Origin of the sequence: Streptomyces sp. L2, assembly GCF_004124325.1 — a bacterium.
In the GTDB taxonomy this organism is placed as follows: Bacteria; Actinomycetota; Actinomycetes; order Streptomycetales; family Streptomycetaceae; genus Streptomyces.
In genome coordinates this window covers 2406459-2431227 of the sequence record NZ_QBDT01000001.1, presented here as the reverse complement: position 1 = coordinate 2431227, position 24769 = coordinate 2406459, and the positions used below count along the sequence as shown (strand labels likewise).

The 24769-nt window shown below is 73.3% G+C and carries 17 protein-coding genes; 11 read left to right on the top strand and 6 right to left on the bottom strand.

The window, feature by feature from the left end; translation table 11 throughout:
- Positions 1-61: 61 nt before the first annotated feature.
- The 3 genes from DBP14_RS10220 to DBP14_RS10210 form a co-directional block, all read right to left on the bottom strand.
- Positions 62-1606, bottom strand: a complete 1545-nt coding sequence (locus DBP14_RS10220) for an alpha/beta hydrolase (RefSeq protein ID WP_129306757.1) — start codon at positions 1604-1606, stop codon at positions 62-64.
- 133 nt (positions 1607-1739) lie between these two features.
- Positions 1740-3284 (bottom strand): alpha/beta hydrolase, encoded by a 1545-nt coding sequence (locus DBP14_RS10215; protein ID WP_129306756.1) that lies wholly within the window; start codon positions 3282-3284, stop codon positions 1740-1742.
- Positions 3285-3431: 147 nt separating this feature from the next.
- Positions 3432-6308, bottom strand: coding sequence for a lysylphosphatidylglycerol synthase transmembrane domain-containing protein (locus tag DBP14_RS10210; RefSeq protein WP_129306754.1), 2877 nt, complete (start codon positions 6306-6308; stop codon positions 3432-3434).
- A 186-nt stretch (positions 6309-6494) separates the two neighbouring features.
- On the opposite strand from DBP14_RS10210, the gene DBP14_RS10205 reads away from it, so the two are divergent.
- The 5 genes from DBP14_RS10205 (at position 6495) to nudC (ending at position 16837) form a co-directional block, all read left to right on the top strand.
- Positions 6495-6881, top strand: coding sequence for an MGMT family protein (locus tag DBP14_RS10205; RefSeq protein ID WP_129306752.1), 387 nt, complete (start codon positions 6495-6497; stop codon positions 6879-6881).
- Positions 6882-7234: 353 nt separating this feature from the next.
- Positions 7235-10777 (top strand): UvrD-helicase domain-containing protein, encoded by a 3543-nt coding sequence (locus tag DBP14_RS10200; RefSeq protein WP_164992508.1) that lies wholly within the window; start codon positions 7235-7237, stop codon positions 10775-10777.
- Between the two features lie 93 nt (positions 10778-10870).
- Positions 10871-14347: a UvrD-helicase domain-containing protein gene (locus tag DBP14_RS10195; RefSeq protein ID WP_129306749.1), complete on the top strand. Its 3477-nt coding sequence runs from the start codon at positions 10871-10873 to the stop codon at positions 14345-14347.
- A gap of 47 nt (positions 14348-14394) precedes the next feature.
- A complete protein-coding gene (locus tag DBP14_RS10190; protein WP_129306747.1) occupies positions 14395-15807 on the top strand; it encodes a dipeptidase in 1413 nt (470 codons plus the stop codon).
- Positions 15808-15892: 85 nt separating this feature from the next.
- Entirely contained in the window at positions 15893-16837 is a 945-nt protein-coding gene (nudC, locus tag DBP14_RS10185; RefSeq protein ID WP_164992293.1) for an NAD(+) diphosphatase, read from the top strand.
- Positions 16838-16933: 96 nt separating this feature from the next.
- On the opposite strand, the gene DBP14_RS10180 is transcribed toward nudC, so the two are convergent.
- On the bottom strand, positions 16934-17191 hold the full coding sequence (locus tag DBP14_RS10180) for a mycoredoxin (protein WP_129306745.1): 258 nt from the start codon (positions 17189-17191) through the stop codon (positions 16934-16936).
- A 183-nt stretch (positions 17192-17374) separates the two neighbouring features.
- Between DBP14_RS10180 and DBP14_RS10175 the strand changes: the two genes are divergently transcribed.
- The 5 genes from DBP14_RS10175 (at position 17375) to DBP14_RS10155 (ending at position 21282) form a co-directional block, all read left to right on the top strand.
- Positions 17375-19573 carry an ATP-dependent DNA helicase UvrD2 gene (locus DBP14_RS10175; RefSeq protein WP_241740860.1) on the top strand — a complete coding sequence of 733 codons (2199 nt, stop codon included), beginning with the start codon at positions 17375-17377 and terminating at the stop codon, positions 19571-19573.
- Between the two features lie 164 nt (positions 19574-19737).
- Positions 19738-20070: a hypothetical protein gene (locus tag DBP14_RS10170; RefSeq protein ID WP_129306741.1), complete on the top strand. Its 333-nt coding sequence runs from the start codon at positions 19738-19740 to the stop codon at positions 20068-20070.
- A 175-nt stretch (positions 20071-20245) separates the two neighbouring features.
- On the top strand, positions 20246-20614 hold the full coding sequence (locus DBP14_RS10165; protein WP_129306739.1) for a WhiB family transcriptional regulator: 369 nt from the start codon (positions 20246-20248) through the stop codon (positions 20612-20614).
- Positions 20611-20934 (top strand): hypothetical protein, encoded by a 324-nt coding sequence (locus DBP14_RS10160; protein WP_129306737.1) that lies wholly within the window; start codon positions 20611-20613, stop codon positions 20932-20934. Before DBP14_RS10165 ends, DBP14_RS10160 begins: the two co-directional genes overlap by 4 nt.
- A 135-nt stretch (positions 20935-21069) precedes the next feature.
- Positions 21070-21282 (top strand): hypothetical protein, encoded by a 213-nt coding sequence (locus DBP14_RS10155; RefSeq protein WP_129306736.1) that lies wholly within the window; start codon positions 21070-21072, stop codon positions 21280-21282.
- A gap of 26 nt (positions 21283-21308) precedes the next feature.
- On the opposite strand, the gene DBP14_RS10150 is transcribed toward DBP14_RS10155, so the two are convergent.
- On the bottom strand, positions 21309-22661 hold the full coding sequence (locus DBP14_RS10150; RefSeq protein ID WP_129306734.1) for an AarF/ABC1/UbiB kinase family protein: 1353 nt from the start codon (positions 22659-22661) through the stop codon (positions 21309-21311).
- A complete protein-coding gene (locus DBP14_RS10145) occupies positions 22654-23868 on the bottom strand; it encodes a TOMM precursor leader peptide-binding protein (protein WP_129306732.1) in 1215 nt (404 codons plus the stop codon). Before DBP14_RS10145 ends, DBP14_RS10150 begins: the two co-directional genes overlap by 8 nt.
- Before the next feature lie 274 nt (positions 23869-24142).
- Here DBP14_RS10145 and DBP14_RS10140 point away from each other — a divergent pair, with 274 nt between their 5' ends.
- The gene (locus DBP14_RS10140) at positions 24143-24739 is read left to right on the top strand and encodes a M48 family metallopeptidase (protein ID WP_129306730.1); all 597 of its coding nucleotides are present in this window, start codon (positions 24143-24145) and stop codon (positions 24737-24739) included.
- Positions 24740-24769: the final 30 nt, after the last annotated feature.

Genomic DNA, 24769 nt, shown 5'->3' with positions numbered 1-24769 from the left:
CACCGGTGGTCTGAACGGCGGGGGTTTCGCGCACCGACGGTGCACGGAGCCCCCGCCGTCGTCATGAGCAGACCGTGCCGTCCTTCGGCACCGTGCCGTGCAGCAGGTAGGCGTTCACCGTCGAGTCGACGCAGTCGCTGCCGTTGCCGTAGGCCCCGTGTCCCTCGCCCTTCCAGGTGAGTTCGACACCGACACCCTTGCCCAGTTCGTCGGCCATTCTGCGGGCACCCTCGTACGGGGTCGCCGGGTCGCCGGTGTTGCCGACGAGCAGGATCGGTGCCGCTCCCGGGGCGCTCACCTGCGGCGTGTCGAACTGGCCCGGCACCGGCCAGTCGTGGCACCAGCCGGCCATGTCCCAGCCCAGGAAGTCCCCGAACACCGGTGAGATCCGCTCGAAGCGGGGCAGCAGCCTCCTCGTCCGTTCCGGAGTGGGCCGCTGCCGGTCGTCCAGGCACGATATGACCCGTTGCGCATGGCTCGTCGTGCCGTAGTGCCCCGAGGCGTCCCGCTCGTCGTACCGGTCGGCCAGCGCCAGCAGCCCCGAGCCGTCGCCCCGCTCCGCGGACCTCAGGGCGCCGGTCAGCGTCGGCCAGCTCGCCTTGCTGTACATCGCCAGGGCGATGCCGGTGGTCGCCAGCGTCTGGGTCAGCGGCCTGCTGGAAGCGGTCGGCAGCGGCTTCGCGTCGAGCCGGGTCAGCAGGTCCGCGATCTTCCGCGAGCCCTGCCGCGGGTCCTGGCCGGTGGACTTCAGATAGTCGTCGAGCGCCCGCTGGAAGCCCCGGGTCTGGTTCTCCGCGTGGCCCACGGTGTCCGCGGTGGGGTCGACGACCGCGTCCAGCACCATCCGGCCGACCTTCTTCGGGAACAGGTGCGCGTAGACCCCGCCGAGCTCCGTGCCATACGAGATGCCGAAGTAGTGTATGGCCGGGTCGCCGAGGACCTGGCGCATCAGGTCCATGTCGCGTGCCGTGTCGGTCGTCGACACATGCGCCATCAGCTTCCCGGCGGACTTCTGGCAGCCCCGGCCGAAGGCGACGGCGTCCTGGAGGTACGCCTTCTCCTCGGCCGGTGTGTCCGGGGTGGCGTCGATCCTCTCGGCGGCCGCGATGTCCCGGTCACCGCGGCATCGGACGCCCTCGCTGGCACCGACCCCGCGAGGATCCCAGCTCACCACGTCGTAGTGCTCGCGCAAGGAGGCGACCGTGGCGTCGTAGTACGGCATCGTCGACACCCCCGAGCCGCCGGGGCCGCCGAAGTTGAACAGCAGCGAGCCGATGCGGTCGGATCCGGTGGCCCGTCCGCGGATCAGGGCGAGCCCGATCGTCGTCCCCCCGGGCTTCGACCAGTCGAGCGGCACCTTGAGCGTCGCGCACCGCCAGGCGTCACCCGGCGCAGGTGACCCGCCGGTGGCCGGACAGCGGCGCCAGTCGAGCCGCTGCGCGGTGAGCGAGGAGGGCAGCTTCCCGGCGGACGACGGCGCCGGCGCGGCCGTCCCTCCCGTCCCCTTGCCCTCGTCCCTGTTCCCGCCCCCGCCCGGCGAACCACCGCACCCGGCCGTCAGCAGCACGGCGACCGCGGCGGCCGTCCACCGCAGGAATCGCGCCATCGCGCACCCCCCGTCACAGGCCCTCCGCTTCGTGCCGCGGCGGGCGTTCACGCCATGGTAGGCGGATCGCCCCGAGCCCGTGACAGCCTGTGGATAACGCTCTGACCTGCGATTTCAGTGCGCCCGTGAGGTTCTATGAACAGACCGTGCCGGCCTTGGGGACCTTCCCGTCGAGCAGATAGCCGTTCACCGCGCCCTGCACGCACTTGTTCTTGCTGTCGTAGGCCCCGTGCCCCTGCCCCTTGTACGTCAGCTCGACGGCGACACCCTTGCCCAGCGCGTCCACCATCTTCTTCGCGCCCTCGTACGGCGTGGCCGGATCGCCGGTGTTGCCGACGACGAGGATGGGCGCCGCACCAGGCGCGCTGACGTCGGGGTGGTCGGCGGCGCCGGGCACGGCCCAGTCGGTGCAGCTGACCATGCCCCAGGCCAGGTAGTCCCCGAACAGCGGGGAAGCGGCCCGGAAGTCGGGCAGCTTCCGCTGGACGTCGTCCGTGGTGTACCGCTGCTTCTCGTCGGAGCAGTTGATGGCGATGTTGGCCGCGGTGATGTTGCTGTACTCGCCGTTCTGGTCCCGGCCGTTCATCGAGTCGGACAGCAGCATGAGGATCTTGCCGTCGCCGTCGTACGCCTGTTGCAGGCCCTCGGTGAGGTACTCCCAGAAGTCCTTGGAGTAGAGGGACTGTGCGATGCCGTTGGTCGCCGCGGTCTGGGTCAGCTGGCGCGGGAAGATACCCGGGATCGGCTTCTTCTCCAGGTCCGTCAGCAGCTTGGCGATACGGTTCTTCACCTCTTCCGGAGTCGCGCCGATCGGGCAGTCGGTGGCCTTGGAGGTGCAGTCGTCGGCGAAGTTGTCGAGCGCGAGCTGGAAGCCCTTGGCCTGGCCGAGCGCGCCCTGCTCGGGGTCCTGCGTCGGGTCGACGACGGCGTCCAGCACCATCCGGCCGACGTGCTGGGGGAACAAGTGCGCGTACACGCCGCCCAGTTCGGTGCCGTACGAGATGCCGAAGTAGTGCAGCTTGTCGTCGCCGAGGACCTGGCGCATCAGATCCATGTCACGAGCCGCGTCCGTGGTGCGGACATGCGGCAGGATCTTCTTGGAGTGCTTCTCGCAGGCCGCGTTGAAGTCCTTGGTGCGCTTCACCAACTGGCCCCGCTCGGCGCTGTCGTCGGGCGTGGCGTCCTGCTGGAAGTAGGCGTCGAGCTGGGAGTCGCTCTCGCACTTCACCGGCGCGCTCCGGCCGACGCCGCGCGGGTCGAAGCTGACCAGGTCGTAGCGGGTGCGCAGGGCGGCGTAGTCCTCGCCGAAGGCCGGCAGCGTGCTGACACCGCTGCCGCCCGGCCCGCCGAAGTTGAAGACGAGCGAGCCGATCCGTTTGTCCGCGCCGCCGTCGGACCTGGCCCGGATCAGAGCGAGGTCGATGGTGTCGCCCTTGGGTTTGCTCCAGTCCAGCGGGGCTTTCATGGTGGCGCACTGCCACTGGCCGCCGCCCGGCAGCGGGGACGGGGAGTCGCCCCCGCCCTCCGCCTCCGACGGGGCCGGGCAGTCCTTCCAGTCGAGCTTCTGCTCCGTCAGGTCCCCGTGCTCGGAGCCGCCGCCACACCCCGCCAGCAGGGAGCACACCAGCACGGCGGTGGCGGTCAGCGCGGCGGCACGCGGCCGGGAGGGGTTCGCCATGCTCCCATCCTCAGGGCGCGCACGCCGGGGCGCGCGGGACACGGGCCGTATGAGGTACGACCTCCACACGCCTTCCTACGCGCCCGGCGACGCCCGCTCACGTGCCCGGCGCCCGCCGTGCGCGCCCGTGACGCCCGCCGTCTGCCCCTACAGGGCGCCCTTGCGAGTGAGGTGGTTGAAGGCCAGCCAGCCCGGCAGCACCGGCAGCCACAGGGTCAGCAGGCGGTACAGCAGGACGGCGGGGGCCGCGACCTCCTTCGGCAGGCCCACGGCGATCAGACCGACCGTCAGCGTCGCCTCGACCGCGCCCACCCCGCCCGGAGTCGGCGCCGCGGAGCCGAGCGCGTTGCCCGCGAGGAACACCACGGCGACGCTGGCGATGCTCAGGGAGGCCGAGTCGTCGCCGAAGGCGCGGATCGAGGCGTCGAGACACATCACGAAGCAGCCCGTCAGCAGCAGCATGCCGCCGATACCCGTGACGAGCTTCTGCGGCCGTTGGAGCACGTCGAGCATGCGCGGCACGACACCCGCGAACAGCGACCTCACGCGCGTGACGACGAATTTCCGCAGGAACGGCACCGACGTCACGACGAGCACCAGCACCGCGACCGTCAGCAGACCCGCGATGACCGTCCGGGACGGCGACAGCGACGGCGTCTTCTCCGTCCCGGTCAGATAGCCGAAGGACAGCAGCATCAGGATGTGGCAGCCGAGCCCGAACAGCTGCGACGCGCCGACACTCGCCACCGCGAGCCCGGGGCGCACGCCCGCCCGCTGCAGGAACCGCGTGTTCAGGGCGACACCGCCGACCGCCGCCGGTGCCACGATCTTCACGAAGGACCCGGCGACCTGGGCCGCGACCGTCCGCACGAACGGCACCCGTTCCGGGACGAACCCCAGCAGCGCCATCGCCGCGGCCACGTAGCTGGCCGCGGAGAACAGCACCGCGGCGATCACCCAGCCCCACTGGGCCTGCGCGAACAGCGTGCCGAACTCGATGTGGGTGAGCTGGGTCAGCAGGTAGTAGGCGCCGATCGCGCCGGCGATGAAGCTGATCAGCGTCCGCGGCCGCACCCGCTCCAGACGGGCCGGCTCCACCGGTGCCTGCGGCCTGATGAGCAGCACCTCGTGCCGGATCTGAGTGAGCAGATCCTCCTCGCGGGCCTCGTCGATGGCCTCGTCGATCGCCCGCTTCTCCGCCCGCTGCTCCGCGCGTACGGACTTCTTGTCGGGCTTCTCCAGTACGGTCCCGGCGTCGCCGGAAGCCTCGTCCAGACGGGCCTGCTTGGTCTGCCGGGACGCCTCCAGCACCGCCTCGCGCTCCCGCTCGGCCCGTTCCCGGCCCAGCCTGCGCAGCGTCGCCCGCGTGGAGCGCGTCAGCGCGATGGGCTGGAGCATCGGCAGGCAGTCGGCGACCGCGTCGGGGCCGAGCACACCGACCGCGGAGGCGACCGCGCGCTCCGCGCCCACCCGCAGGCCGATCGTCGTGACCAGCTGGGCGACGTCCATGCGCAGCAGCAGGTCACCGGCCGCGATCTCGCCGCCCCGCAGCTCCGTGAGGATCACCTTGCCGGAACGATCCACCAGAATGGCGTCACCCGCGAGCCTGCGGTGCGCGATGCGGCGGGACTGCAGGGCCCGCACCTGGTGCCAGGTGTTGCGCAGCAGCTCGTCGGTGATCTCCTCCTCGGCCAGCGAGTCCAGGGTGCGCCCGCCGGTGTGCTCGTAGACCAGCATCACCGCGTCCGGGCCCAGCTCGGAGGTGGCGATGAGCTTGGGCGCGTGGGCGCCGGCCGCGATCGCCGCGTAGGCCAGGAGCGCCTCCTGCTCCAGCGCCTGGCGCAGCGACTGCAGGCTGGAGCGGGTGGCGAAGCCCCGCAGGGTCAGGTTGCGCCACGCGCGGTAGAAGAAGCCCTGGGCCTGCTGCTCCCGGTCGACCACCGTGACGTCCAGCGGGGGGCCGTCCTCCAGGGTGACGAAGTAGCGCCGGCCGCGGTCGCCGGTCTCCGCCTCGGCGACCTCCTCGCGGGCCGCGCTGACGGGGTGGAAGCCGACGTGCCGCAGGCCCGCCATCAGGGTCTGCCCGGTGGGGCGCACGTTGGGGGAGCCGACCGCGTACAGCGTGCCGTAGGCGACGGTCCAGCCGATGAGCACGGTGAGGATGATCGAGAAGGGGGTGGTGTAGCCGGTGACCAGCATGGAGAACGCGTCGAGCAGCAGGACGATCCACAGCACCGCGCGCCAGCGGGGTCTGCGGGACATGCCGACGGCCGTCATGTAGGCGATGACGGGCGCGAGGTAGCCGTGCACCGGGTCGGTCAGGGCGTGGATGTCGCCCGGTGAGGGCTGGGTGAGCGCCTCCTGGATGGAGTCCGGGGCGGCCCGGGCGACCCACAGGTCGGTCGCGAGGGTCACCCCGTGGGCGAGCACGGCGGCGAGGACGCCGTCGGCGATGCGCAGTCCGTCGCGTTTGATCAGCCGTTCGATCGCGAAGGCCACCGGGACCAGGAGGATGGCGATGCTGGACGCCAGGCCGGCGATCTTGATCAGCAGGTCGGGGGCCTGCCCGGTGCCCTTGTGGATGTCCTGTTCGAGGCCCGAGGTGGTGCCGTGCGCGAACGCGGCGATCGCGAAGAGCACGATGATGGCGAGCAGGCCCACCAGCAGCCGCATGAGGTCGGAGGGGCGGTGCACGCGCGCGGGGAGGAGGGGCTCGTCGCCCTCCACCTCCTCGGCGTGCGGATCGCCGGCCTCGTCCGGACCGTGTTCCGGCCGCGGGCCGTCGGAGCCGTCCGTCTCCTCGCCGGCGCCGCCGTCCGTCAGGTCACCGTCCGATCGGTCACTCTCCGCCCGGTCGTCGTCCTCCCGCGTGGGAGGCGCGTTCTCCCGCGCGCGGGGACCGTCCCCATGCGCACCGGTGTCGTCCGTGCCGGTGTCGTCCGCGGCCGCCCGGGCGGTGTCGGGACGTGCGGCGTCGTCAGGGGTGCCCTCCGCGCCTTCGGGGTGCACACCCTGCTGTTTCATGGTCTCTTCTTGGTCTCGTATCACCGGTCACCGCCCGCACGATGGTGGCATGCCCCACCGACACACACGGGCATCAGGGTGCCGATGCGGAGCGGACAGTCTGCCCGAAGTGCCCCGCCCGGGCGAGAGGGCCGAAGCCGTGCGGGGCGGCACGGGCTGTCGGTGGGGTGCGGCAGGATGGGGCGAATGAGCGAGCAGAGCCCTGCCGACGACCCCCGTGGAGCGCCCGAGGACGCGCTGCCCGAGTACGCCGAGCGGGTCCTCGAAGTCACGGAACGGATCCCGCCGGGCCGCGTCATGACCTACGGGGACGTCGCGGAATGGCTGGAGGAGGGAGGGCCCCGCCAGGTCGGCCGTGTGATGGCCCTCTACGGCGGAGCCGTCCCGTGGTGGCGTGTCGTGCGCGCCGACGGGGCACTGCTCCCCGGTCACGAGCTGCGCGCCCTGGACCGGTACCGCGCGGAGGGCACACCCCTGAAGGAGGCGAGCAGAGCGGCGGAGGGCCACCTGCCGCGGCTCGACATGCGGCGGGCCCGGTGGGACGGCGACGCGGACACGGAGGGTCACACCTGACAGCTTCCGCCATCCGATGCCCGCGTGGGCACCTCGTGGCCCGTACGAGGGACACCGGGGACGTCCGTGGCATGACGTACGTTCGTGAGGTGAGGGACAGGCGTGGCCCGAGCGTCGTAGGGGAAGAAGCGGAAGCCCTGCTTCCGACCGGTGCGGCGGCGTAGCGTCGGCGGCGCGTCTTCCCCCCACCCCGCGGCCACCGCCTCGCACGCGTGACCGTCCGACCATCAGCACGACCACCAGGACCGGCGAACCACGTGAGCTCCTCTTCCTCCACCAGGCGCCTGCAGCAGCCCCCGGCGCGACAGGGGAGCCGTGGCGCTTACCGACTGGTCCGTACGCCACCCGCCGCACTGGCTCCCCCTCCTCTGGACGCCGCTCAGCGCGCCGTGGTTGACCACCGCGCCGGTCCGCTTCTCGTCCTCGCGGGCCCGGGCACCGGCAAGACCACCACGCTGGTGGAGTCCGTCGCGGCGCGCATCGACCGCGGCGCGGACCCCGAGCGGATCCTGGTACTGACGTTCAGCCGCAAGGCCGCCATGGAACTGCGCGACCGCATGGCCCTGCGCATCGGCGCCGCTCGCGCGCCCCGGGCGACCACCTTCCACTCCTACGGCTACGCCCTGGTCCGCGCCCACCAGGACAGCGGACTGTTCGCCGAGCCGCTGCGGCTGCTGTCCGGCCCCGAGCAGGACGTCACCGTCCGCGAGCTGCTCGCCGGCCAGCCCGACCTGGAACAGCTCGGGCTGACGCACGTGCGCTGGCCGGACGAGCTGCGCGCCTGCCTGACCACGCGCGGCTTCGCCGACGAGGTCCGCGCCGTCCTCGCCCGCAGCCGTGAGCTGGGCCTCGGCCCGGACGCCCTGGACTCCTTCGCCCGCCGCATCGGCCGCCCCGACTGGCGGGCCGCCGCCGCTTTCCTCGCCGAGTACCTGGACGTGCTCGACCTGCAGGGCGTCGTCGACTACGCGGAACTGGTCCACCGCGCGGTCCTGCTGGCCCGCCGTCCCGAGGTCGCGGCCCGGCTCGCCGCCCAGTACGACGCCGTGTACGTCGACGAGTACCAGGACACCGACCCGGCCCAGGTACGGCTGCTGCACGCGCTGGCGGGCGGCGGGCGCACCCTGGTCGCGCTCGGGGACCCCGACCAGTCGATCTACGCCTTCCGGGGGGCCGACGTGGGCGGCATCCTCGACTTCCCGGCGGCCTTCCCGCGCGCGGACGGCCGCCCCGCCCCCGTCGAAGTGCTGCGCACCTCCCGCCGCTCGGGTGCCGCCCTGCTGACCGCGACCCGCCTGCTCACCCAGCGCATGCCGCTGACCCGGCTCCCGGCCGACAAGGTCCGCGCCCACCGCGGGCTGAGCCCGGTCACGGACGGCGGCCGGGTCGAGGCCTACACCTATCCGACGGCCGGCACGGAGGTCGACAACATCGCCGACATCCTGCGCCGGGCACACCTGGAGGACGGCGTCCCCTGGAGCGACATGGCCGTCCTCGTCCGCGCGGGCTCCGCCCTCCCCACCCTGCGCCGCGCCCTCACGGCGGCCGGCGTGCCCCTGGACATCGACGGCGACGACCTCCCCCTGCGCCACGAACCGGCGGTGGCACCCCTGCTGACGGCCCTGCGCGCGGTGGCCCGCGCCGAAGCGGGGCCCTCCAGGCAAGCCGAGCCGACCGAAGCGCCCGGCCCGGCCGTGCCGACCGAAGCGCCCGGCCCGGCCGTGCCGACCGAAGCGCCCGGCCCGGCCGTGCCGACCGAAGCGCCCGGCCCGGCCGTGCCGACTGATGCCTCCGGCCCGGCCGTGCCGACTGATGCCTCCGGCCCGGCCGTGCCGACTGATGCCTCCGGCCCGGCCGTGCCGACTGATGCCTCCGGCCCGGCCGTGCCGACCGAAGCCCCCAGCCCCGCCGTGCCGACCGATGCCCCCAGCCCCGTCGAGCCGGCCGAAGCCACCCGTCCGCTCGCGGCTGCCGGCCCCGCAGAGCCCCGCCCCGCCGCGGCCGACGCGCTGCCGCGGACCAACTGGCTCGGCACCGAGACCGCCCTCACCCTGCTCACCTCCCCGCTCGCCGGCATGGACACCGCCGATCTGCGCCGGCTGGGGCGGGCCCTGCGGGAGGAGGAGCGGGCGGCCGGCAATCCGGTGCCGCCGCCGTCCGGCGAACTGCTCGCGCGGGCACTCGCCGAGCCGGAGCGCCTCGTCGCGCACGATCCCGCGTACGCGCGCGGGGCGCAGCGCCTCGGCGCTCTGCTGCGCGAGGCCCGGACACGCCTCGCGGGCGGCGGCACGGCGGAGGAGGCGCTCTGGGACCTCTGGGAGGGCACCCCGTGGCCCGCCCGTCTGGAACGCGCCGCACGACGCGGTGGCGCCGCCGGCCGGAACGCCGACCGCGACCTGGACGCCGTGTGCGCGCTGTTCGCCACCGCCGCACGCGCGGAGGAACGCACCGGCGGCCGGGGCGCCCTGAACTTCCTGGAGCAGATCGAGGCCGAGGACATCGCCGCCGACACGCTCGCCCGCCGCGCGGTGCGCCCCGACGCCGTCCGCCTGATGACCGCGCACCGCTCGAAGGGCCTCGAGTGGCGGCTCGTCGTCGTCGCCGGGGTCCAGGAGGGCCTGTGGCCCGACCTCCGGCGCCGCGGCTCCCTCCTGGAGGCCGACCGCATCGGCCGCGACGGACTGGCCGAACCGCTCACGCCGGGCGCGCTGCTCGCCGAGGAGCGCCGCCTGTTCTACGTGGCCGCCACGCGCGCGCGTGAGCGCCTCGTCGTCACCGCGGTGAAGGCACCGGCCGACGACGGCGACCAGCCGTCCCGGTTCCTCACCGAACTCGGCGTCGAACCGCAGGACGTCACCGGCCGCCCCCGCCGCCCGCTCAACGTCGCCGCCCTCGTCGCCGAGCTGCGCGCCACCACGGTCGACCCGGGCGCCTCGGCCGCGCTGCGGGAGGCCGCCGCTCACCGTCTGGCCCGGCTGGCCGCGCTCGCCGACGACGACGGCCGCCCCCTGGTGCCGTCGGCGCACCCGCACCGCTGGTGGGGCATGTTCGAGCCGACCGAGAGCAAGGTGCCGCTGCGCCACCGCGACCAGCCCGTCGTCCTGTCCGGAAGCGCCCTGGACCAGCTCGCCAACACCTGCTCCCTGCAATGGTTCCTGGGCCGGGAGGTGAAGGCGGACGCGCCCGCCACCGCCGCCCAGGGCTTCGGCAACGTCGTCCACGTCCTCGCCGACGAGGTCGCCTCCGGCCGCACCCCCGCCGACCTGGCCGTCCTCATGGAACGCCTGGAGTCGGTGTGGAACGCGCTCGCCTTCGACGCGCCCTGGAAGTCGGCGCAGGAGAAGGACAACGCGCGCGGGGCGCTCGAACGCTTCCTGAACTGGCACGTCCTCGACCGCACCGGCCGCACCCCGGTCGCCAGCGAGCAGGACTTCGACGTCACCCTCGAAGCGGGCGACTACCAGGTCCGCATCCGCGGCCAGATCGACCGGGTCGAGGCGGACGGCGACGGGCGTGCCTACGTCGTGGACTTCAAGACCGGCAAGCAGGCCCCCAGCGCCGCCGAGGTGGCCCGCCATCCCCAGCTGGCCGTCTACCAGCTCGCCGTCCGCGAAGGCGCCGTCGACACCGCGTTCGACGGCGTACGGCCGGAAGCCGGCGGCGCCGAACTGGTGCACCTCAGACAGCCCGCCGCCCAGCGGGACGGCGGCGAGGGCCTGCCCAAGGTGCAGGCGCAGGAACCGCCGTCGGGGGAGTGGGTCGGCGACCTGCTGGCCACCGCCGCCGGCAAGGTCCTCGACGAACGCTTCACCCCGACCACCGGCCAGCACTGCACGCACTGCGCCTTCCAGGCCTCGTGCAGCGCCCGGCCGGAGGGCCGGCACGTGGTCGAGTGACGCACGGCACTACCATCGCTGACCTGCGCTTCTCGCTTCCCGTCCGGCCGCCCCGGCAGTGGTTGTCAGTGGGCGCCGCTAGCCTCTGACGACATGCCCGCCCGTATCACCGATCCCGAGCAGCTCAAGGAGCTCCTGGGGATCCCCTTCACCCCGGAGCAGATGGCCTGCGTCACCGCGCCTCCCGCCCCGCAGGTGATCGTGGCCGGAGCCGGATCGGGCAAGACCACCGTGATGGCCGCCCGCGTGGTCTGGCTGGTCGGCACCGGGCAGGTCGCCCCGGAACAGGTCCTCGGCCTGACCTTCACCAACAAGGCCGCCGGTGAACTGGCCGACCGCGTCCGCAAGGCACTGATCAAGGCCAGCGTCACCGACCCGGACGTCATCGACCCCGACAACCCGCCCGGCGAACCGGTCATCTCGACCTACCACGCGTTCGCCGGCCGGCTGCTGACCGACCACGGCCTGCGCATCGGCCTGGAGCCCGCCTCCCGCCTGCTGGCCGACGCCACCCGCTACCAACTCGCCGCGCGCGTGCTGCGTGAGGCACCCGGCCCCTATCCGGCGCTGACCCGCTCCTTCGCCGACCTCGTCAGCGATCTCCTCGCCCTCGACGCCGAACTCGCCGAACACCTCGTACGCCCCGAGGACCTGCGGGCCTGGGACACCGGCCTGCTGCACACCCTGGAGGGCGCCAAGCTCAGCAACGCGGACCTGCGCAAGGTGCCCGACACGGCCACCGCCCGCGGCGAACTCGCCGACCTCGTCCTGCGCTACCGGGCCGCCAAACGCGAGCGGGACCTGCTCGACTTCGGCGACCAGATCGCCCTGTCCGCCGCCCTCGCCCGCGTCCCCGAGGTCGGCCGCCTGCTCCGCGCGGAGTTCCACGTCGTCCTCCTGGACGAGTACCAGGACACCTCCGTCGCCCAGCGGGTCCTCCTGGCCGGCCTCTTCGGCGACGGCACCGGCCACCCGGTGACCGCCGTCGGCGACCCCTGCCAGGCCATCTACGGCTGGCGCGGCGCCTCCGTCGCCAATCTGGACGACTTCCCCGAACACTTCGCCCACGCCGACGGCCGCCCCGCCACCCGGCAGGCGCTCAGCGAGAACCGCCGCAGCGGCGGCCGGCTGCTCGACCTCGCCAACGGTCTCGCCGAGCCGCTGCGCGCCCTGCACGCGGGCGTGGAGGCCCTGCGCCCCGCCCCGGGCGCCGGGCACGACGGCACGGTCCGCTGCGCGCTGCTGCGCACCCACGGCGAGGAGATCGACTGGACCGCCGACTCCATCGCCCACCTGGTGCGCACCGGGACGGCCCCCGGCGAGATCGCCGTCCTGTGCCGGACGGCCACCGACTTCGCCGAGATCCAGGGCGCCCTCGTCGCCCGTGACGTCCCCGTCGAGGTGGTCGGCCTCTCCGGGCTGCTGCACCTGCCCGAGGTCGCCGACCTCGTCGCCGTCTGCGAGGTCCTCCAGGACCCAGGCGCCAACGCCTCGCTGGTCCGCCTGCTGACCGGCCCGCGCTGGCGCATCGGGCCCCGCGACCTCGCCCTGCTCGGCCGCCGGGCCCGCCTGCTCGTCGCCCACGCGCGCGTGGGCGACGCCGACGACCCCGACCGCCGGCTCGCCGAGGCCGTCGAAGGAGTCGACCCGGCGGAGGTGATCTCGCTCGCGGACGCCCTCGACACGTTCCTGGAGACACCGCTCGACGGGAGCGGGGACGACGACGGGCTGCCGTTCTCCCCGGACGCGCGCGTGCGCTTCGCCCGTCTCGCCGCCGAACTGCGCGACCTGCGCCGCTCCCTGTCCGACCCGCTGATGGACGTCCTGCACCGCGTCCTCGCCGTCACCGGCCTGGAGGTGGAACTGTCGGCGTCCCCGCACGCGCTGGCCGCCCGCCGCCGCGAGACCCTGTCGAACTTCCTGGACGTCGCCGCCTCCTTCGCCGCCGGCGACAACGAGGCCACCCTGCTGGCCTTCCTCGGCTTCCTGCGGACCGCCGCCCAGTACGAGAAGGGCCTCGACAACGCCCTGCCCGGCGGCGAGAACACGGTCAAGGTGCTCACCGCGCACAAGGCCAAGGGCCTGGAGTGGGACGTCGTCGCCGTCCCCGGGCTGGTCGACGGCACGTTCCCCAGCGGCAAGGGCCGCGAGAAGTGGACCGCGCAGGCCAAGGTGCTGCCGCACGCCCTGCGCGGCGACAGCGCCACCCTGCCCGACGTCACGTCCTGGGACTCCCGCGGCATGAAGGCCTTCCACGAGGCCATGAAGGAGCACCAGCACACCGAGGAACTCCGCCTCGGCTACGTCACCTTCACCCGCCCCCGCTCCCTCCTCCTCGGCTCCGGCCACTGGTGGGGCCCCAGCCAGAAGAAGCCGCGCGGGCCTTCCGGCTTCCTGCACGCCCTGTACGAGCACTGCGCCGCTGGCTACGGCGAGATCGAGGCGTGGGCGGACGAGCCCGCCGAGGACGAGGAGAACCCGGCCCTGAACACGGCCGGCGCCGAGCACGCTTGGCCCCTGCCGCTGGACGACACCGCCCTGGCCCGCCGCCGCGCGGCCGCCGAGACGGTCCTCGCCCGCCTCGACGCCCTCACCCTCCAGGGCGACGGCCACCCGCCGGCCGGCCCCGACGACCCCGGGGCCTACGACGACCCGGACTGGCCCCCGCCACCGGACGACGAGGAGCCGTACGAGGAGCCGTACGACGAGGCCGCGTACGCACCCGACGAATCCGCCGACTGGGACTCCTGGACCACCGACCGCCCCGCGGTCCCCCACCAGGCGACTGCCCCCGCCCCGGAGACGCCCGCGCGGCCCCGCCCCGGCGACCACGAACGCCACGCGCCGCCGCCCCTCACCCCCGAGGAAGCCCGTGCGATCGCCTCGTGGGACCGCGACCTCGACGCACTCGCCGGAGAGCTGATCCGCTCCCGCCAGGCCGTCACGGACGTACCCCTGCCCGCCACCCTGACCGCCTCCCAGCTGCTGCGTCTCGCCGAGGACCCGGACGGGCTCGCGCAGGAACTCGCGCGTCCCATGCCGCGCCCCCCGCAGGCCGCCGCACGCCGGGGCACCCGGTTCCACGCCTGGCTCGAAACCCGCTTCGAGGAGCTGACCCTGCCCCTGCTGGAACCGGACGAGCTGCCCGGAAGCGACGCCGAGATCGCCGACGAACGCGATCTGGAGGCCCTCAAGGAGGCGTTCGAACGCACCGAGTACGCCCGCCGGACCCCGTACCGGGTCGAGGTGCCCTTCCAGTTCTCCCTCGCCGGACGCGTCGTCCGGGGCCGTATCGACGCCGTCTACCGGCACGAGGACCAGGACGGGGTGACGTACGAGATCGTCGACTGGAAGACCGGCCGCGCCCACAGCGCCGACCCGCTCCAGCTCGCCGTGTACCGGCTGGCCTGGGCCGAGCAGCAGGGCGTGCCGCCCGAGTCGGTGACGGCGGCGTTCCTGTACGTGCGCAGCGGCGAGGTCGTACGTCCCGAGGGGCTGCCGGACCGGGCCGCCCTGGAGCGGCTGCTCACCGAGGACACCGAAGCGGTACGCGAGGGAACCCAAGTGTGACGAACCGCCCGTCCGGGATGTCCGCGGGGGCCGATAGGCTCGTGAGCATGAGCCATCCCGTTGACAGTGCCGTCAGCGCCGTCCGTACGTACATCGAGCAGCACCGCGCCGCCTTCCTCGACGACCTCGCCGCGTGGCTGCGCATCCCCTCCGTGTCGGCCCAGCCCGACCACGGGCCCGACGTGCGGCGCAGCGCCGACTGGCTCGCCGCCCGGCTCAAGGAGACCGGCTTCCCCACCGCCGAGGTCTGGGAGACGCCCGGCGCCCCGGCCGTCTTCGCCGAGTGGCCCGCGGGCGACCCGCAGGCCCCCACCGTCCTCGTCTACGGCCACCACGACGTGCAGCCCGCCGCCCGCGAGGACGGCTGGGACAGCGACCCCTTCGAACCGGTCGTCCGCGAGAACCGCCTCTACGCGCGCGGGGCGGCCGACGACAAGGGCCAGGTCTTCTTCCACACCCTCGGGGTCCGCGCCCACCTCGCCGCCACCGGTCGCGTCGCCCCCGCCGTCAACCTGAAGCTGCTCGTCGAGGGCGAGGAGGAGTCCGGCTCCCCGCACTTCCGCGCCCTCGTCGAGGAGCGGGCCGGCCGGCTCGCCGCCGACGCCGTGATCGTCTCCGACACCGGCATGTGGGCCGAGGACACCCCTACCGTCTGCACCGGCATGCGCGGTCTCGCCGAGTGCGAGATCCGGCTGTACGGCCCCGACCAGGACATCCACTCCGGTTCCTTCGGCGGCGCTGTGCCCAACCCGGCCGACGCCGCCGCCCGCCTGGTCGCAGCCCTGCACGACGAGCACGCGCGCGTGGCCGTCCCCGGCTTCTACGACGGCATCGTCGAGCTGACCGACCGCGAACGCGAACTCTTCGCCGAACTGCCCTTCGACGAGGCGCGCTGGCTGCGCACCGCCAAGTCGTACGCCGCCCACGGCGAGGCCGGTCACACCACCCTGGAGCGCATCTGGGCCCGCCCGACCGCCGAGGTCAACGGCATCGGCAGCGGCTATCAGGGGCCGGGCAGCAAGACGATCATCCCGTCCTCGGCGTTCGTGAAGCTGTCCTTCCGGCTGGTCGCCGGCCAGGACCCCGGGCACATCGAGAAGGCCGTCCGCGCCTGGGCCGCCGAGCAGGTGCCCGCCGGAATCCGGCACGAGATCGACTTCGGCTCCGCCACCCGCCCCTGCCTGACCCCGCTGGACCACCCCGCGCTGCGGTCCGTGGCCCGGGCCATGGGCCGCGCCTTCGAGAGCCCGGTCCGCTTCACGCGCGAGGGCGGCTCCGGGCCGGCCGCCGACCTCCAGGAGGTCCTCGGCGCGCCCGTCCTCTTCCTGGGCATCTCCGTACCGTCCGACGGCTGGCACGCGCCGAACGAGAAGGTCGAGCTGGACCTCCTCCTCAAAGGCGTCGAGACCAGCGCGTACCTGTGGGGTGACCTCGCCGAGAACTGGCGTCCAGCCCCCTGACCCGCGACGGCCCTTCGCCGCACGATCCGCCGTACCGCCCGCCGTACAGAACCGAACCGTTCCACTGGGGGAGTTGGAAGCACCCGTGACCACCTGGACCGACCACACCGCCGACCGACCCATCTCGCTGACCGCCCCGAGCGGCATCGACCGCGCCGCCCACCACCGGCTCGACGAGGCCTGGCTCGCGGCGGCGTGGAGCCACCCCACGACCCGCTGCTTCGTGGTCTCCGGCGGCCAGGTGCTCATCGACGAGACGCCCGACGGCCGGACCGAACTCGTGATGACACCGTCCTTCGAGGCCCCGCTCACCGAGGCGCACCGCTACTTCCTGGGCACCGACGAGGACGGCGTCAGCTACTTCGCGCTCCAGAAGGACGCGCTGCCCGGCCGCATCGACCAGTCCGCCCGCCCGGCCGGCCTGCGCGAGGCGGGTCTGCTGCTCTCGCCCCGCGACGCGGGCCTCATGGTGCACGCGGTCGGCCTGGAGAACTGGCAGCGCACCCACCGCTTCTGCTCCCGCTGCGGCGAGCGCACCGTCATCGAAGCCGCCGGCCACATCCGGCGCTGCCAGGCCTGCGGCGCCGAGCACTACCCGCGCACCGACCCCGCCGTGATCATGGCCGTCACCGACGAGGAGGACCGGATCCTGCTCGGCCGCCAGGTGCACTGGCCCGAAGGACGCTTCTCCACCCTGGCCGGCTTCGTCGAGCCCGGTGAGTCCATCGAGCAGTCGGTGCGCCGGGAGGTCTGGGAGGAGGCCGGCGTCACCGTCGGCGAGGTCGAGTACGTGGCCAGCCAGCCCTGGCCCTTCCCCTCCAGCCTCATGCTGGGCTTCATGGCCCACGCCACCAGCACCGAGATCAACGTCGACGGCGACGAGATCCACGAGGCCCGCTGGTTCTCCCGCGAGGACCTGCACACGGCCTTCGAGTCCGGCGAGGTCCTGCCGCCCTACGGCATCTCCATCGCCGCCCGGCTGATCGAGACGTGGTACGGCAAGCCCCTGCCGACGAGGAGCGTCCTCTGAGCGGCCCCGCCGCGCGCACACGACCCCGCCGTACGCAGACGGCCCCCGGCGCCTGGGCGCCGGGGGCCGTTCCGCGTGAAGGTCAGGGAGTGAGGATCAGGCGGTGAGGGCCTGCTTCACCTGGGCGAGGCTCGGGTTGGTCATCACGACCTCGCCGGCGCCGGAGGAGGGAGCGACCCGGACGGTCGGCACCGTCTGGTTCCCGCCGTTCGCCTTCTCCACGAACGCGGCGGACTCGGGGTCCTGCTCGATGTTGATCTCGGTGTAGGCGATGCCCTCCCGGTCCAGCTGGCTCTTCAGCCGGCGGCAGTAGCCGCACCAGGTCGTGCTGTACATCGTCACAGTGCCCTGCATGTCTCTCGCGCTCCTCAGCAGCTCGGGGAAGGTGCCTCCAGGGAGAAGAACGTACGCGACCGGCCGGCCATTCCCACCGGGGGTATCCGTGGCGCCAGCACGACGTGAGCATTAGTACGACTGCAAGGGCCCGCCTGTGGACAACCGGCGCGGTCGTCTCCGCGGACCTGGCAGCATGGCCGTGTGACAGCAGCAACGCACTCCCCTCTGTTCCCGCAGGCACCGGACACGGCCGACGCGGTGCTCGAAGGGCTCGACCCCGAGCAGCGCGAGGTGGCCACGGCCCTGCGCGGCCCGGTGTGCGTGCTGGCCGGGGCCGGGACGGGCAAGACGCGGGCCATCACCCACCGCATCGCCTACGGGGTGCGCGCCGGCATCCTCCAGCCGTCCAGCGTGCTCGCCGTCACCTTCACCAACCGCGCCGCCGGTGAGATGCGCGGCCGGCTGCGCCAGCTGGGCGCGCAGGGCGTCCAGGCCCGCACCTTCCACTCCGCCGCGCTGCGACAGCTCCAGTACTTCTGGCCGAAAGCGATCGGTGGCTCCCTGCCCCGGCTCGTCGACCGCAAGATCCAGCTCGTCGCCGACGCGGCCGCCGCCGGCCGCATCCGTCTCGACCGGGGTGAGCTGCGGGACGTCGCCGCCGAGATCGAATGGTCCAAGGTCACCCAGACCGTCCCCGCCGACTATCCGTACGCTGCCGTGAAGGCGGGCCGTGACGTCCCCCGCGACCCGGCCGAGATCGCCCACCTCTACGCGGCCTACGAGGACCTCAAGCGCGAGCGCGCGGTCATCGACTTCGAGGACGTCCTGCTGCTCACCGTGGCCATCCTCCAGGACCGGGCGGACATCGCCGAGCAGGTCCGTTCCCAGTACCAGCACTTCGTCGTGGACGAGTACCAGGACGTCAGCCCCCTCCAGCAGAGGCTGCTGGAACTGTGGCTCGGCCCGCGGGACAGCCTGTGCGTCGTCGGCGACGCCAGCCAGACGATCTACTCGTTCACGGGAGCAACCCCCGACCACCTCCTCGACTTCCGCACCCGGCACCCCGGCGCCACCGTCGTCAAGCTCGTCCGCGACTACCGCTCCACCCCGCAGGTGGTCCACCTCGCCAACGGGCTGCTCGCCCAGGCCCGCGGCCGAGCCGCCGACCACCGGCTGGAACTGATCTCCCAGCGGGCCGCCGGCCCCGAACCCGGTTACACCGAGTACACCGACGAACCGGCCGAGGCCGAGGGTGCCGCCCGCCGCATCCGCGAACTGGTCGACGCCGGCGTCCCCGCCGCGGAGATCGCCGTCCTGTTCCGCACGAACGCCCAGTCCGAGACCTACGAGCAGGCCCTCGCCGACGCCGGTGTGCCCTACCAGCTGCGCGGCGCCGAACGCTTCTTCGACCGCCCCGAGGTGCGCAGGGCGACCACCGCGCTGCGCGCCGCCGCCCGCTTCGGCGCCAACGACTCCCTGCTGGACGACGTCGTGGACCTGCCCTCCCAGGTCCGCGCGGTGCTCTCCGGCGAAGGCTGGACCAGCCACCCGCCGGCGGGTTCCGGCGCCGTCCGGGAACGCTGGGAGTCGCTCGCCGCACTCGTCGACCTCGCCCGCGACTTCGCCGCCGCCCGCTCCGGCGCCACCCTGGGCGACCTCGTCGTGGAACTCGACGAGCGGGCGAACGCCCAGCACGCCCCGACCGTCCAAGGCGTCACCCTGGCCTCCCTGCACGCGGCCAAGGGCCTGGAGTGGGACGTGGTCTTCCTGGTCGGCGTCGCAGAGGGCATGGTGCCGATCAGCTACGCCAGGACGGACGAGCAGATCGAGGAGGAACGCAGGCTCCTGTACGTCGGCGTGACCCGCGCCCGGGAACGGCTCCACCTCTCCTGGGCCCTGTCCCGCGCGCCCGGCGGACGGCCGAGCCGCAGACCCAGCCGCTTCCTGGACGGGCTGCGCCCCGGCTCGGCCGCCACCGTGGGCCGGACCGCCGCCGGGACCGCCGGCGGCATCGAGCGCGGTCTCGCGAAGGAGGCCTCCCTCGTGGCCCCGCGGCGCACGCGGCGCACCCCGGCCCGCTGCCGGGTCTGCGGCCGCACGCTCACCGATCCCGGCGACATGAAGCTCATGCGCTGCGAGGACTGCCCCTCCGACATGGACGAGGGACTCTACGAGCGGCTGCGGGCATGGCGGGCGGTCCAGGCGGAGCGCACCGGCCAGCCGGACTTCTGCGTCTTCACCGACCGGACGCTGATGGCCATCGCCGAGGCACAGCCTGCCACCCCGGCCGAGCTCTCCCGCATCCCCGGCGTCCTGGCCCGCAAGCTACAGCGCCACGGAGCCGACGTACTGGCCATCTGCGCTGGTCAGGAGGTCAGCGATGACGGCGCGGGGGACTGATACGAACTCGTCGCAAAAATAGTTTGCGCATGCCCCGGCAATCCCCATAGGTTCTAGGCACGGAAGCGGCGGCCTTCTCCAAGGCCCTGATTCCGTGATGTACTTGCATATCCGAACGGACTGGTTCACCCCAGTCCATGAGACGCCGAGAGGAGGCGAGTCCAGTGATCAGCATCAACACCAGCACCATCAGCCCGGCCAACGGCACGGCCAAACTGACCGATCGCTCGGCCGTCTCCCTGTGCATGCTCGGCGCCTCCCACCAGGGCACCGGTCTGTCCGGCATTCGTGCCGTCCGGCCGGCGTCCGCCGCGGGCCTCGCGGGACTCCCTGTCCGCGAGCGCAATGAGCGACCGACCAAGGCACTGGAAGCAGTAGCGGCACAGGCACATGCCTATGCCTTTGCGGCAGCCGGTGCCGGATTCCGGAAGCAGACGACGCAGCACCACCTGATGTGGGCCTTCCGTGGGCCAGAACCCTGGAGTGATCCAGCCTGATCGCCGATCAGGCCGGCGCCTTCAGGGCCGCGGAACCCCACCCGGGATCCGCGGCCCTTCTGTTTGTCCACCAACGTGGACGACGGAGCGAAGGGGCCTCGGGACAAGAAAAGAACCCGGTACCCAGCCGACACCCGGTCAACAGGCCGGACCGACCAGACGAGGAAGACCAACCGTGCAACTCGAAGCGCACGCCCCGTCCGTACCGCCTTCAGACACGATCCCCCCGCCCGGCCTCACGGAGGACTCCACCTTGACCCCGCTGACCACGCTCACCGCGCTCGACGACGCCATCGAGAACCTCGGCGTACCCGTCCCGTGCCGCTCCTACGACCCGGAGGTCTTCTTCGCCGAGTCGCCCGCGGACGTCGAGTACGCCAAGTCCCTCTGCCGCACCTGCCCGCTGATCGAGGCCTGCCTCGCCGGCGCCAAGGAGCGGCGTGAGCCCTGGGGCGTCTGGGGTGGCGAGCTGTTCGTCCAGGGTGTCGTCGTCGCCCGCAAGCGGCCGCGTGGCCGCCCGCGCAAGAACCCGGTCGCGGCATGAACACCCGCGGAACGATCGACCGACCCCTCACGCACGACCCCAAGAAGCAGGCCCCGATGAAGCCGTCCACCAGCGAGCCCGCAGGCTCCGCGACCACAGACTTCAGCACCACCGGCGCGACCGAGTCGCGTCAGAACAGGAACCGAGAGATGCAACTCATGCAAGAAGCCCTGGCCCGTGCGCATATGCACGAGCGACTCCATGACGCCGGGCGGGAACGCCAGGCCCTGCGCCTGGTGAACGCCCGGAAGATGCAGCGCCGGGCCGAGCGCGCCTCGCTGCGCGCCCGCCGCGCGCTCGCCATGGCCGTCATGCAGTGACACCACCCACCTGAACCGGTGGCCTCCCGCCCCAGGGAGGCGATGGCTCCCCGCGGGGGCCGGTCCGAGCGAACGGACCGGCCCCCGCGGTGCGTTGTGCGCGGGGTTCGGCGGGCACGGAGTTATGGTCACCGGGTGACGAGTCTTCCCGAAGGCAGTGACCAGGGCGGCTCCACTGCGGAGCCACGCCCCCTCGTGTGTGCCCGCTGCGGCACAGCCGCCCGCGGCGGCCGGCCGGTCACCTGGACCTGCTCGGTCGAGAACGGCGTACGCCAGTACTTCTGCGACGTCTGCTCCCGGGAGAACCTCAGATCCATCGAGGGCCGGCTCGACTCCGCCTGGTGGTGACCGGAGCGTCCCCTCCCGGGCGCCGGTCAGGCCGACTCGGTGTGCTCCTCCGCGACGAAGCCCGGCAGCCACTCCTCCAGCTCCTCCCGTAGCCGCACGGTCGCGCCCAGCTGGCACAGGACGCCGATCGTGCTCAGCGTCACCCGGTGGATGAGGAGGTAGGCGGGCGGCAGGTTGAGCTGTTTGCCCAGCTGGTAGGCGGGGGAGCGGGGGTCGCCAATGCGGGCGGCCTGGCTGCGCATCCAGCCGCGGGTGAAGGTGAACGACTCCACTCGGGCCGGCTCGATGATCGGCCGAAGGTAGTCCAGGACCGCGTCCGGGTCGAGCTCTATCGTCTCCTTGACGAAGCCCTCCGCGCACAGCAGCTCGTACACCGGCTCGGCCTCGCCCTCCAGCGTCATCCGCAGCGAGATGCCGATCGGGTCCGGCAGACCGCCGGGGAGCCGGTCCACCGTGCCGAAGTCCAGCACGCCGAGCCGCCAGTCCCCCTCGCCCTCCGGGTCGGCCGGCAGCAGCCGGAAGTTCCCGGGGTGCGGGTCGGCGTGCAGCAGCCCGGTGCGCGCGGGGCCGGAGAACAGGAAGCGGGCCAGGAGCTGGCCGGCCCGGTCGCGCTGCTCCTGGGTGCCGTCCGCGATGACGTCCGCGAGCGGTATGCCGTCGATCCACTCGGTGACCAGGACCTGCTCGCACTGGTGCACCACCGCCGGGACCACCACATCGGGGTCGTCCGCGAACTCCTCGGCGTGCGCGGCCTGCGCCTGCGCCTCCAGGGCGTAGTCCAGCTCCTCGGAGACCCGGTCCCGCAGTTCCGCGATCAGCGGCTTGATGTCCATGCCGGGGATGAGCGGACCCAACAGCCGGGCGAATCGGCTCAATTGGGTCAGGTCGGACAGCAGGGCCTCGCCGGCGCCCGGGTACTGCACCTTGACCGCCACCTCGCGGCCGTCGTGCCACACCGCCCGGTGCACCTGACCGATCGAGGCGGCGGCCGCGGGCTTGTCCTCGAACTCCAGGAACAGCTCACGCCAGTCCTCGCCCAGCCGCTCCGCGAGCACCCCGTGCACGGTGCGGGTCGGCATCGGCGGAGCCGCCTCCTGCAGCTTGGTCAGCGCCGCCCGGTAGGGGCCGGCGATCTCCTCCGGCAGGGCGGACTCGAAGACGGACAGCGCCTGCCCGAACTTCATGGCGCCGCCCTTCAGCTCCCCGAGGACCTTGAAGAGCTGCTCCGCCGTGCGCTGTTGCAGTTCCCGGCCGACGATCTCCGCGGACTCGCCCACGATCCGCTTGCCCAGCCCCCAGGTGGCCCGGCCGGCGAAGCCGAGCGGGAGCGCGGCGAGCTTGGCGGTCCGGGTGACCGCCTTCCGGGGAAGATCAGACATGCGCCCTCCAAGTCCCAGTCGGCCGCGCCGCGCCAGTCGTGCGTCGCCGCTCCGTCGACGGCCGTTGCACCGCCATTGTCTCGCGCGGCTCGGCGCAGGTTGAGGAGTGCTCCCCCTTCTCTCTCTCCGCCGCCCCGCACGAGCACGCCGGGTGGGGCCAGACCGGTCGCGCACGCCAGGTCAGGCCGGGCAGGGAGGCTTCCCAGCGGGCACCCGCACTGGACGGCCGCTCCCCGTCGAGGAAGGCGAGGGCGTGGGCGGCGGTCAGTCCGGCGACCGCCGTGGCCAGCCCCAGATCACAGGGTCCCACCTGACGGGCCTTACCGGAACGCCACTGGGCGACCAGCCGCGGCCAGGCGGGATCGCGGTCGGTGCGGTCCTGGTGCAGACAGCCCGCGCAGCTCGTCTCCCCGGGCAGGACCAGCGGACCCACGACACCCGTGCCCTCCACCACACCCGCGTACAGATGAGGGGTCCCCGAGGTCATGAGCGGCTCGGCGGAGAACGGGTCGGGGGCGTGCACGGCGACGTCGTCCCGCGGGGTGACGATCACGAGCGAAAGGCCCGGTTCCGGGGTATCGCGGCGGGAGGCACCGGTGCGGCGCGGCGGGCGGTCCGGCGCCACGCGGCGGACGGCGGTTCCCGCGGCCCGGCCGCGGCGCTCGCCCACCGACTCGACGGGCAGTCCGCCCGGCGCCACGTCCCAGGGTTCGACGCGGCCGATGTCCCGCACGTCGACCTCGCCGACGCCGGCGGCCGACAGCACCGATGCCACCACCGCGCCGACCCGGCCCGCGCCGCGCACCTGCACCCGCAGCGAGCGGCGGGCCGCGAGCCGGCCGAGCGCGCCGCCCGGCTCGGCGGTGATCAGCTGGAGGGACGCCAGGTCTGGCCGGAGGCGGGCGACGACGTCCGCCTTCTCGCGCAGGGCGTCCGCGGCCGGCCCGCCGCCCCCCGGGTCGTCGACCAGGCCGGCCCGGGTGAGCCGCTCCACCAGCGTGTCGACGTGGCCGTCCGGCAGGCCCATGCGGCGGCCCTCCTCGCGCAGGAGGGGCAGGCCGCGGGTGCCGTTGAGCAGCTCCAGGAAGCTGCCCGTCGCCGTGTCCATCGGGCCCAGCGTCAGCGCGTGCGCCGGGGTCATCCCGAACTGCACGGTGTTCAGGTCGCGCCAGCCGCGCCGGAGCGCGGGCTTCACCATCGGATGCATGACAGGCCCCCGTTGCCCTTGAAGGTCCTGCGCGCGGCACCGCGCGCAGATTCCGGTCCGCCGGGGAACCGGTCACGTTCCGCCGACGACTGCCAGCATGCCCGGCCCCGCGAAACCGTGCCGAAAGTTGTCCACAGGCCGGGGGATTCGTCGTACAAACTGATTCGGAGCGGCCGGGCACATCACCGTACAAATCAAACGCATGGTGGGGGATCCGGCGCGGAACCGTCCGCGACCCGGGACTTCGGCCAGGTACAGCGGGTAACGTCGGGGCGTGCCCGCCGACCCCCTGCACCGCGCCGGAAAGCCCCAGCGCAGCACGACGAGCCAGCCGCCGAGCGGCTCGGGGGCGAGCGCGATCGAGGTCCGCAGAAGTGCCCGGCGCCGCCGGACGGTCTCCGCGTACCGCGAGGGCGATCGCACCGTCGTGCTGATCCCCGCCCGGATGTCCGAGGCGGAGGAACAACGCTGGGTCACCCTCATGCTCGACAAACTGGCCGCGCAGGAGAGCAAACGGGTCCTGGGCGACACCGAACTGGCGGAGCGCGCCGAACAGCTGTCGGCCCAGTACTTCGACGGCCGGGCCCGGCCCCGTTCCGTGCGCTGGGTCACCAACCAGAACACCCGCTGGGGTTCGTGCACGCCTGCCGAGGGCAGCATCCGCCTCTCCCACCGGCTGCAGGGCATGCCGGAGTACGTCGTCGACTACGTCCTCTGCCACGAGCTGGCGCATCTGCTGGTGCCGGGCCACGGCCCCCGCTTCTGGCGGCTGCTGGAGGCCTACCCGCGGACCGAGCGGGCGCGCGGCTACCTCGAAGGGGTGGTCGCCGCCGAACGGTTGCCGCACGTGCCCGGCGCCCGGGGTGAGTGAGCGTCCCGTACGCGGCCGGGCGCGGTTGTG

Coding starts and splice junctions, on each gene's coding strand:
- DBP14_RS10215 (WP_129306756.1), bottom strand. CDS start 3,284: ATGGCGAACCCCTCCCGGCCGCGTGCCGCCGCGCTGACCGCCACCGCC.
- DBP14_RS10160 (WP_129306737.1), top strand. CDS start 20,611: ATGAACACCCGCGGAACGATCGACCGACCCCTCACGCACGACCCCAAG.
- DBP14_RS10210 (WP_129306754.1), bottom strand. CDS start 6,308: ATGAAACAGCAGGGTGTGCACCCCGAAGGCGCGGAGGGCACCCCTGAC.
- DBP14_RS10195 (WP_129306749.1), top strand. CDS start 10,871: ATGCCCGCCCGTATCACCGATCCCGAGCAGCTCAAGGAGCTCCTGGGG.
- DBP14_RS10190 (WP_129306747.1), top strand. CDS start 14,395: ATGAGCCATCCCGTTGACAGTGCCGTCAGCGCCGTCCGTACGTACATC.
- DBP14_RS10180 (WP_129306745.1), bottom strand. CDS start 17,191: ATGCAGGGCACTGTGACGATGTACAGCACGACCTGGTGCGGCTACTGC.
- DBP14_RS10220 (WP_129306757.1), bottom strand. CDS start 1,606: ATGGCGCGATTCCTGCGGTGGACGGCCGCCGCGGTCGCCGTGCTGCTG.
- DBP14_RS10150 (WP_129306734.1), bottom strand. CDS start 22,661: ATGTCTGATCTTCCCCGGAAGGCGGTCACCCGGACCGCCAAGCTCGCC.
- DBP14_RS10205 (WP_129306752.1), top strand. CDS start 6,495: ATGAGCGAGCAGAGCCCTGCCGACGACCCCCGTGGAGCGCCCGAGGAC.
- DBP14_RS10145 (WP_129306732.1), bottom strand. CDS start 23,868: ATGCATCCGATGGTGAAGCCCGCGCTCCGGCGCGGCTGGCGCGACCTG.